This window comes from Paracoccus sp. (in: a-proteobacteria) (assembly GCF_035556475.1).
In the GTDB taxonomy this organism is placed as follows: Bacteria; Pseudomonadota; Alphaproteobacteria; order Rhodobacterales; family Rhodobacteraceae; genus Paracoccus.
Window position 1 is genome coordinate 1 of record NZ_DATMFA010000119.1, and the last position, 9,357, is coordinate 9,357.

Consider the following 9,357-nt stretch of genomic DNA (forward strand, 5'->3'; position numbering starts at 1 on the left):
ACCGTCCGCTCGGCCAACTCGGCCACGACACCCATGTCATGCGTGATGAACAGCACCGACATGCCATCCTCGCGCTGCAACTCGCGGATCAACTCAAGGATCTGGGCCTGAATGGTGACATCCAGCGCGGTCGTGGGTTCATCCGCGATCAGAAGCTTCGGCGCGCAAGCCAGCGCCGAGGCAATCATGACACGCTGCAACATGCCGCCCGACAGCTCATGCGGGTAGCTGGCCGCCCGGACCCCGGGCGAGGGGATGCGCACCCGGTCCATCAGGCGCAGCGCCTCGGCCCGGGCCGCGGCGCGTGACAGGCCGCGATGGCGGATCAGCGGCTCGGCGATCTGGCGGCCTACGGTCATCACCGGGTTCAGCGCGCTCATGGGCTCCTGAAAGATCATGGCGATGCGGTCGCCACGCAGCCGCGTCATCTCGGCCTCTGGCAGGTCGACAAGATTGCGCCCATCCATCACCGCCTGGCCCGTGACCAGCGCGGCATTGGCGGGCATCAGACCCATGATCGACAAGGCGGTCACGCTTTTGCCCGACCCCGATTCGCCGACGAGGGCAAAAGTCTGACGTTCGGCCACCTCGAAGCTCACCTTGTCAACGACGGTCTTCCACCCCGAGGCAGAGCGCACCGCGACACTCAGGTCTTTGACGGAAAGGATGGGTTCGGCAGACATCGGCATGACCATCGGCATGGGCGCAACGCGCAGTCGTCAGTGTAGGTTGTGGCAGGGAGTATCGTCTTGGAATGGAGACCGTGTCAACATATGGTGTATCTCGTAGAATATCTTGATGCACGAAGGATGGGGCATGAGAACCGATCACGAAACGCGCAGCAAAGTGCTTCTGACCCCGGCAGAGCTTTGGGCCATGCTGCAATCGCCGCAACCGCCACGCGTTCTGGCCGTGCAATCGATCAACCCCTATACCGGCACCAACTCGCGCACGGGAGCCTGGGTGCCGGGTGCGGTCGATGTTGACGCCTATTGCGAACTGGCCGCCCCGGCACGGCCGGATCTGGGCCAGCGCCCACTGCCCGAACCCGAAATGCTTCAGGCCAATATGCGCCGATGGGGACTGACGCCGGGGCAAACCGTGGTCCTTTATGACAACGACCGCGCAATGACCGCCGCCCGTGGCTGGTGGGTTCTGAAATGGGCTGGGATGCAGGATGTGCGGGTTCTGGATGGTGGACTTCCGGCCTGGCAAGCCGCAGGCTTGCCCGTCGCCCAGATTGCGGAAACCCCGCAACCATCTGATATTAATATAAAGACCGGTATGATGGCCCAGTTCGACGCGGAATCCGTGTCGGACTTCGTGCGCGACGGCATGCTGCTGGATGCGCGAATCAGGCCCAATTACATCGGCGGCCCGGTTGAGGGCGGCGATCCCCGGCGCGGCCATATTCCCGGTGCGGTCAGCGCGCCCACGCTGGACACTCTCACCGACCCCGGCCCCTTCGCCGACAGCGCCACCTTGGCCGAGCTTTTTCGGGGGCTTGGCATCACCGATGGACGTCCCGTCGGCGTCTATTGCGGAGCAGGCATGTCAGCAGCCCATACGGTTCTGGCCCTGGCGGCGGTCGGCGTGCAGGCCGCCATGTATCCTGGTTCCTGGTCCCAATGGGTCAACGATCCCGCGCGACCGGTCCAACGCGGCCCACACCCCTGAGAGAGAAAATTGCCTGTCGAGCCGGCATACCGGCTGACAGTTTTTGCTGTCAGAGGATATTGTCGGAGACAAAAACAGCTGTTTGGGATGTTCATGGCAATTTCTTCTTGCCACCAAATATCTCAAGAAAGATATTTTTCAGAACTTCATTTGATGATACCCCCTCGCGCGTCGCACAGGAGAAGACGATGGAACTTACCCGCAGGCAGTTTGGCCGCTTGACAGGCGCGTTTCTCGGCACCAGCGCACTGCCTCTGGGGATGGCCAGCATGGCCCATGCGCAAGAAGCAGCGACGCTCGTCGTCGCCGTGCCCTCCAACCCCGTCGGGCTGGAGCCGGCCAACAACAAGGCCGAACCGGTCGGATCAGAGATCATCCTCAACGTCTTCGACACGCTGGTGGAATGGGTGCCGCCTACCTTCGATAAGGTCGAGGGACGCGTGGCCGAAAGTTGGACCATCTCGGACGACGGGAAAACCTTCGCCTTCAAGCTGCGCGATGGCATCACCTTCACCGACGGGACGACGCTGGACGCCGCGGCGGTCAAATTCTCGGTTGAACGCACGATCAAGCTGAACCCCTATGTCGAAGCCTCGCTTGGCCTGATCGAAACCATCGAGACCCCCGCCCCCAATGAGGTGGTCTTCACGCTGAAATCAGCCTATCCCGCCTTCCTGGCGATCCTTGCCCAGCCGCAATCGGGCATCGTCAGCCCGACGGCGGTGGAGCAACTGGGCGAAGGTTTCGCCGATGCGCCGGTCGGCAGCGGCCCCTTTGTGATCCGCAACTATACCGCCGACACCCGGGTCGTGCTGGATGCCAATCCCGATTACTTCCGTGGCGCGCCCAAACTGTCGCGCATCATGTACCGCATCATCCCCGAGGCCTCGACCCGGCGGTTGGAGTTGGAGAATGGCGGCATCGACATGATCCAGCAGGCGAGCCAGCTGTCCGCTCCGGCGACCGAGGAAATCGCGGCCTTTTCGCAGAACCCGGACATCCAGATCCTCGAAAGCGCTTCCCAGATCATCCGCCAGCTGGAGTTCAACAACGCGGCCACCGAAGGCCCATATGCAGATCCGCGCGTGCGGTTGGCTATAGCCCATGCGATTGATTACGATGGCCTTCTATCGGGCATCTTCGGCGGAACGGCGGAACGGGTCTATGGCCCGCTGACCTCGAATTCCTGGGCCTACAATCCCAAGGTGGAGGAACTGGCCCCGACATACGACCCCGAGAAGGCCAAGACCCTTCTGGCCGAGGCCGGAGTCTCGCCCGAGGCGCTGAACACCACGCTCTACAGCTTCGGCGGCGCGCTCTGGGGGGCGGTGGCGACCTTCGTTCAGGCTAATCTGGCCGATATCGGCGTCAAAGTGACGATCGAGCAACCCGAATTCCCGGCCTATCGTGCGCTTCAGACCGCAGGTCAATTCAACTTGGCGCTGGATGGCCGTCAGCCTTGGTACAACGACCCCGACGCACATATCACCATCGGTTATCTTTCATCCCTGGCCGACACGGCGATGACCTTCCGTATGCCCAAGGATGACGCATTGGACGCCCTTATCCTTGCCGCGCAGGCCGAGGTCGACGAAGCCAAGCGCAAGGCGCTTTACTTCGAGCTGCAAGAGAAAATCGTGACCAGGACGCCGGGCGCCTATCTGTTCAGTCCCAAGCTCATCATCTTCGCCCGTGCGAATGTGAAGGGGCTGGTCGTCAACAGTGCGCCGCCACTGAACGAGTATTGGGGCGTCCACAAGGACTGACCCAGGACATCAATGACAATGCAGAGCGGTCGCGGTTCCGCCGTGACCTCTTTCAGGACTTCGCAGGAAATCGTATTCGATGCATGTCTTCCTCATCCGACGACTGCTGACGCTGGTGCCGGTCCTGGTCATCGTTCTGGTGATCGTCTTTTCGCTGGTCCGACTGATCCCCGGCGATCCGGCAGTCACGCTTCTGGGGCCGGGGGCCACCAATGCGCAGATTGCCGCGCTGCGTGCTCAGTTGAACCTGGATGAGCCGGTGCTCCTGCAATTCTGGCACTATATCGCGGGTCTGACGCAGGGCGATATGGGCGTATCGCTGAAGACCGGCCGCCCTGTGCTGCAGGAAATCCTGTCTCGCCTGCCCGCGACGCTGGAGATCGCCTTCGGCGCGGTGATCGTAGCCATCGTCGTGGGCACGCCGATCGGCGTCTATTCCGCAATCCGGGTGAACCGCCTGCCAGACCATGTGCTACGCGTGCTGTCATTGACAGGCGTGTCGATGCCGGCGTTTCTGCTGGCGCTGCTGTTGCAGCTGGTTCTGGGAACCTGGCTGGGCTGGCTGCCGGTCTCGGGCCGGATCTCGAGCTATTACTTCTTCGACGAGATCACTGGCTTCATGCTTGTCGATGCCTGGCTTTCGGGAGAGCCGGGCGCGGTCCTGTCGGCACTGTCACACCTTGTCTTGCCGGTGATCGTGCTGTCGTCCTTTTTGGCCGCAACGCTGGCACGGTTCATCCGCGCCTCGATGCTGGAGACGTTGGGCGAGGACTTTGTCCGCACCGCCAAGGCCAAGGGCCTGTCGCGTAGGCAGGTCATCGTGGGCCATGCGCTGCGCAATTCTCTTTTGCCCGCAATCACCGTCGTCGGCCTGAAATTCGCCGAGATGCTGGGCGGGGCGATCCTGACGGAGACTGTCTTCTCATGGCCGGGGCTCGGGCGCTTCATGTTCGACGCGATCCAGAGCAGGGACTACCCGGTCATCCAGGGCGCAACATTGATCTTCGCACTGCTGTTCATCCTGACCTCGTTATGCGTCGACCTGCTATATGCCGCACTTGATCCGCGCATGCGCCGCAAGATGACCTGAGGGGCCATGATGTCAGAGCTGAAACTTTTCCTGCGTCACAATCACCTTGCGCTGGCGGGTGTGATCATCTTGGGCATCATGCTGCTGGCGGTGCTGGTCGGACCCTTGCTGTTGAAATCGCCCATCCAGATCGACATGGCCGAAAAGCTCATGCCGCCCTCGGCCACGCATCCCTTGGGAACCGACAGCTTCGGGCGTGACATGTTGGCCCGGGTGCTGAGCGGCGGTCGCTATACGCTGTCGATCGGCATTGTCATCGTGGCCATCGCCTTTGCCATCGGGGTCTTCTTTGGTATCCTCGCGGGCTTCTGCGGCGGTTGGATCGATACGATCATCATGCGCGTCGTCGATGCGATCCTGTCCTTTCCCGCGCTGGTCCTGGCCATCGCGCTGTCCGCCGCGATCGGGCCGAGCCTGCAAAACGCCATGATCGCCGTGGCCATCACCATGGCCCCTCAATTCGCCCGCGTCGCGCGGAGCCAAGCTCTGGCCGTCTCGACCCGCCTATATGTCGAGGCCGCCACCGCCCTTGGCCTGTCGCGCCGCCGCATCCTGCTGCGCTATGTGCTGATCAACTCCATCGGCCCGCTTCTGGTGCAGGCCAGCCTGAATGTCGGCAGTGCCATTCTGCAAACCTCGGCCCTTGGGTTTCTGGGTCTAGGGGCGCAGCCACCAATGCCGGAATGGGGGGCGGATGTCTCGGCCAATCTGGCCTATGCGCGGTCCAGCCCCTGGACGGCACTTGGTCCCGGCGTTGCGATCCTCCTGACGGTATTGGCCTTCAACCTTTTGGGCGATGCGCTGGCCGATTGGTTCAACCCCCGGCGGAGAAGCCAGATCCAATGACCGAGTTGCCAACCATCGCCATGGAGAAGGTGGATTTCCTGCCACCGAACCGGGTGACCGACGATGCCAGCGTACTGACCCTGAAAAATCTGGTGCTTGAGCCCATGCTCTCCTGGCAGGATGGCAAAGTCGCGCAAGGGCTGTTCGACCGCTTCGCCTTGTCAGAGGATGGCCGCCACTGGCAGCTGGAGCTGCGCCAGGATGCGCGCTTCCATGACGACACCCCGGTTCAGGCCCAGCATGCGAAGGCCTTCATCGAAGAGATCCTCAAGGCCCGCGACATGTTTGGCATGCCATGGAGCTATGCCCGCTATCTGGACGGCGCCGAGATCACCGCCGAGGGCCCCCGCCTCTCGATCCGCACGCCCGAACCCTTCCCGGACCTGCCCGACATTCTTTCGGAATTCTACCTGCCCCGGCCCGACGCCAAGGGGGAACCGACCCTTGGCACCGGCCCTTGGGCGGTCGAAAGCTTCACGCGCGGGGCCGAGGCCGTTCTGAGCCACCGTGCCGACGGTCGGCGTCTGCGCTTTGTCGCGATCCCGCGGGCCGAGGACCGCCTTGCCGCTTTGCAAGACGGGACCGTGCAGGCCGCCATGCATATGGAGCGGCTGGCCCGTCCCCGCCGCGCGCTGGATGGCTTTATCTGGCACGAACAGGCGATCACGCTTTCTGTCATCGCCTATATGAATGGCGCATCCGGGGTCTTCGCCGATCCACGCGCGCGTCTTGCCGCCAATCTGGCCATCGACAGGCAGGCGCTGATCACGCAGGTGATGGGCGGGCTTGGCCTGCCCGCGACCACCATCGTCAGTCCATGGCATCATGGTTTTGGCCCCGCAGGCCTGCCCGCGATGGGCCATGATCCGACCCGCGCCCGTGCCCTGCTGACACAGGTGGAGGCACCGAAGACCATCACTTTGCGCAGCCCCTCCCATATGCCCGAACGCGCGCCCGAAATCGCGGCCTTCCTCGCCGACAGCCTGCGAGACGTGGGCTTCGCGGTCACCATAGATCTGGCCCATGACCGCCCGGCCTATGCTCGCGAACTTGGGGAAAAGAGGACCGGCGATTTGGCGATTTTCGACAGCTCTCCGCATTCGACGTTCCGTGTCGCGGATGACAAGATCTCGTCCCGGACCCGTGCGGTCTGGTGGCAGGGCGTCGTCGATCCCAAGGCGGATGGCCTGTTCGAGACCGCACGCCGCATCCTTGACCCTCAGGCCCGCGACAAGGCCTATGGTGCGCTGTTGCGCCATCTGCACGCAGAGCCGCACTGGCTTTATCTGTTCCATCCCGTCGAGGCGCTGGCTCATGTACCAGAGCTTCGGGGGTTGAGCCTGACCCACAAGGGCATCCTCAGGATCGCCTGATCCCGGCATTCCCGACGGGCGCAGCCCCACGGACACAGAATAAGGACGTATAGGATGATATCAGCCCCCACACCCTCCGAAATCGAATGCGGCATCACCTTCTATTACTATGAGGACATCGCCGCCGTCGCCCCCTTCTACGAAGATGTTCTGGGCTTTGAACTGGTTCTCGATCAAGGCCTTGCCCGGATCTACCGCGTCGCGGGGAGCAGCTATTTCGGGATCGTGGACGGCAATCGCGGCCATCTGAAGCACCAGCCCAAAAGTGCCGCCCTTCTGACCATTGTCACCGAGAATGTCGCGGGATGGCACGCCCGGCTTAAGGCCGCCGGCGTCGAGGGCCAGTCTGAAATGCTGCGTGGCACCTATTGCGAGCATTTCTTCTTCGAAGACCCTGCAGGCTATGCGATCGAGGTCCAGCGCTTCCACAATCCCGACGTGGCAAGGCTGTTCAAATGAGCCCGCAAACAGCCGAGGGGCTGGCCCGGCTGGTCGGGTTCACCTTCGAGGATCACGAGGCCAAGGGTCTGCGCAAATTCAGCGCAGAGGCCGAGGCGCAGCGCCCTGTGCATTTTTCGCTGGCCGAGATGATCTCGTTGCGCCCCGCCGTCCTGCTCCATGCCCCCCATGGCGGCGGCAAGACCCGGGCGGCGCAGGCGCTGGCCGATGCCCTTCTGGCCTATGACACGGGCGGAGCCGATCTCTTGCATGCGGCAATGCCTCGCAACCCCGAGGGCGATCTGCATCCGCAGGCCTGGACGGCCGGGGCAATGCACCCGCTCCTCTGGCAGGAAACCGACGGGCTGACCGGGGCCGAGGCCCTGGTCGAGACCGCATCCGTCCGCGATGCCCCCATCCTGATGATCTTCGACGGCCTGCCAGAGGGCTTTGGCCCGGGCTTGCAGCGTGCGTTGGATCTGACCCAGGCCGATGGCTCCGGGTGCGGGCATCGGATGGTTGTCTTCCTGGACAGCGGGAAAATGGATCTCCTGGCACGCCCGCCTGCCCTTCCCGCCTATCGGCTGATGCCCCTGCCGCGTTCGGAACGTGGAAGGCGACGGCTGGAGGATCCTGTTACCGCCGACTGGATGGAACCCGGTCTTTGGGCGCTGTCCTGCGCGGCAGGTCGCGCGCTAGACCTGCAACAGGCCGCAGGCCTTGCCACCGCCATCCCGGCATCGCCACAAGAGGAAAGCTGGCTGCAGGACGCCCGACGGGCACGGGCCTGGACCACTCAGGCCGCGCCGGTCATCCTGCAACAGATCACCGTAAACCCCCTTGGCGCCACCACGGCGCTTGGCCTTCTCGCCGAATGGTGGGGGCCGCATCACCCGCAGGCCGCGGTCCTTGCCACCGGCCTTCTGAACAGCACGGCCGATGTGACCCATATTCTGGCGGCCGAGGCGCTGGTACGCCCGGGCAGTGCGGAAAGCGATCTGATGGCCCGCTCCCTTCTTTTGCGGCTGGCAGCGACGGACACCTTCCCCCTGCGCCGCAAGATCGGCGAGACGCTGTCGCGCCTTGGCGACCCGCGTGATCTTTGCCAGCTGTGCGAGATTCCGGGTGGCAGCTATCCGATGGGCAGCACCGCACATCCGAATTCGGCTCCGCCCCACAGCGTGATCCTGGCACCCTTCCGCATAGCCCGCCATACCGTGACCGTCACGGATTACGCGCGTTTCATCGCGGCCACCGGGCGGCTGTGGCGCAGCACTGCGCGGGACGATCCCTCGCGCCGGAACAATCCGGCGACCGATCTGACCTGGTATGACGCCTGCGCCTATTGCTTGTGGCTGACCACGGTCTGGCGCGACGAGGGCCGAATTGCCGTGGATGAGGTGGTGCGTCTGCCCACCGAACGCGAATGGGAATCCGCCGCACGCGGGGCGCAGGGCTATTTCTGGCCATGGGGCAACGACTGGCAGCCGCTGCACAGCAATGGCGAGGAAAGCGGCTTCAACGATATCTGTGCCTCGGGCCTGTTCCCCGAAGGCCGCAGCGCATTCGGCTGCGAGGATATGGCCGGAAACATCTGGGAATGGTGCCACACGCTTTGGGGCGAGGACATGACCCACCCCTCATTCCCCTTTCCTTGGCAGGATGACGGACGAGAGGCCGACGAGGCTGCACCGACCATGCGCCGCGTCCTGCGGGGCGGCTGCTTCTCCAGTCCCGACTGGAAGGCGAATGGCATCTATCGTGGTTCTCTGGAGCCGGCCGGCTTCTGGCGGGGCAACGGCTTTCGCGTGGTGGTCGCGCGCCGCGCAGCCAAACCTTGAAACGGAGCTGTTGCTTCAATCAGCGTCTGAGCTGGCGGCGATCCGGAAACCGGTGCCGAGGCGGTGCGTATCATGAAACGCGAAAACCTCGCAAAGTGCCTGGCACCTGCGGCCCCCCGAGGGCATTGACGCGGCCTTGGATGCGGTCGGCGGGCCAACTCGTCCCCGCCGCACCATCGTCATTCACGGCGCGCTCAGTAATGAACCCACGCGCTTTCCGCTGAAGCTCGCGCTGCGCAAGAACCTTTCCCTGCGCGGCAGTTACTACATCCCCGGTCGCGGCCTCCGGCAAGTGCGCCGAGGCGGCCAGCACCCCGGCGGCAATG

At 63.7% G+C, this 9,357-nt stretch carries 8 protein-coding genes and 1 pseudogene; 8 read left to right on the forward strand and 1 reads right to left on the reverse strand.

The features are described from left to right. Nucleotides 1-683: ABC transporter ATP-binding protein (locus VNQ78_RS17255; RefSeq protein WP_325692077.1), on the reverse strand; the 683-nt coding region annotated here is incomplete at its 3' end. A gap of 133 nt (nt 684-816) precedes the next feature. Here VNQ78_RS17255 and VNQ78_RS17260 point away from each other — a divergent pair. From VNQ78_RS17260 to VNQ78_RS17295, 8 genes and pseudogenes are all read left to right on the forward strand, one after another. Then, on the forward strand, nt 817-1,677 hold the full coding sequence (locus tag VNQ78_RS17260; RefSeq protein WP_325692079.1) for a sulfurtransferase: 861 nt from the start codon (nt 817-819) through the stop codon (nt 1,675-1,677). A gap of 188 nt (nt 1,678-1,865) precedes the next feature. Further along, entirely contained in the window at nt 1,866-3,443 is a 1,578-nt protein-coding gene (locus VNQ78_RS17265) for an ABC transporter substrate-binding protein (RefSeq protein ID WP_325692081.1), read from the forward strand. A gap of 79 nt (nt 3,444-3,522) precedes the next feature. Further along, nucleotides 3,523-4,533: an ABC transporter permease gene (locus VNQ78_RS17270; protein WP_325692083.1), complete on the forward strand. Its 1,011-nt coding sequence runs from the start codon at nt 3,523-3,525 to the stop codon at nt 4,531-4,533. A gap of 9 nt (nt 4,534-4,542) precedes the next feature. Then, nucleotides 4,543-5,379 carry an ABC transporter permease gene (locus VNQ78_RS17275; RefSeq protein ID WP_325692085.1) on the forward strand — a complete coding sequence of 279 codons (837 nt, stop codon included), beginning with the start codon at nt 4,543-4,545 and terminating at the stop codon, nt 5,377-5,379. Next, nucleotides 5,376-6,752: an ABC transporter substrate-binding protein gene (locus VNQ78_RS17280; protein ID WP_325692087.1), complete on the forward strand. Its 1,377-nt coding sequence runs from the start codon at nt 5,376-5,378 to the stop codon at nt 6,750-6,752. Before VNQ78_RS17275 ends, VNQ78_RS17280 begins: the two co-directional genes overlap by 4 nt. A gap of 54 nt (nt 6,753-6,806) precedes the next feature. Continuing rightward, nucleotides 6,807-7,211, forward strand: coding sequence for a VOC family protein (locus VNQ78_RS17285; protein ID WP_325692089.1), 405 nt, complete (start codon nt 6,807-6,809; stop codon nt 7,209-7,211). Beyond that, nucleotides 7,208-9,031, forward strand: a complete 1,824-nt coding sequence (locus VNQ78_RS17290; protein WP_325692091.1) for a formylglycine-generating enzyme family protein — start codon at nt 7,208-7,210, stop codon at nt 9,029-9,031. Before VNQ78_RS17285 ends, VNQ78_RS17290 begins: the two co-directional genes overlap by 4 nt. Before the next feature lie 136 nt (nt 9,032-9,167). Then, nucleotides 9,168-9,357: pseudogene (locus VNQ78_RS17295) on the forward strand (hypothetical protein); the annotation flags it as partial.

Excerpts from the sequence above, each read along its gene's own strand:
- VNQ78_RS17280 (WP_325692087.1), top strand. The coding sequence starts at position 5,376 with ATGACCGAGTTGCCAACCATCGCCATGGAGAAGGTGGATTTCCTGCCA.
- VNQ78_RS17285 (WP_325692089.1), top strand. The coding sequence starts at position 6,807 with ATGATATCAGCCCCCACACCCTCCGAAATCGAATGCGGCATCACCTTC.
- VNQ78_RS17265 (WP_325692081.1), top strand. The coding sequence starts at position 1,866 with ATGGAACTTACCCGCAGGCAGTTTGGCCGCTTGACAGGCGCGTTTCTC.
- VNQ78_RS17275 (WP_325692085.1), top strand. The coding sequence starts at position 4,543 with ATGTCAGAGCTGAAACTTTTCCTGCGTCACAATCACCTTGCGCTGGCG.
- VNQ78_RS17270 (WP_325692083.1), top strand. The coding sequence starts at position 3,523 with ATGCATGTCTTCCTCATCCGACGACTGCTGACGCTGGTGCCGGTCCTG.
- VNQ78_RS17260 (WP_325692079.1), top strand. The coding sequence starts at position 817 with ATGAGAACCGATCACGAAACGCGCAGCAAAGTGCTTCTGACCCCGGCA.
- VNQ78_RS17290 (WP_325692091.1), top strand. The coding sequence starts at position 7,208 with ATGAGCCCGCAAACAGCCGAGGGGCTGGCCCGGCTGGTCGGGTTCACC.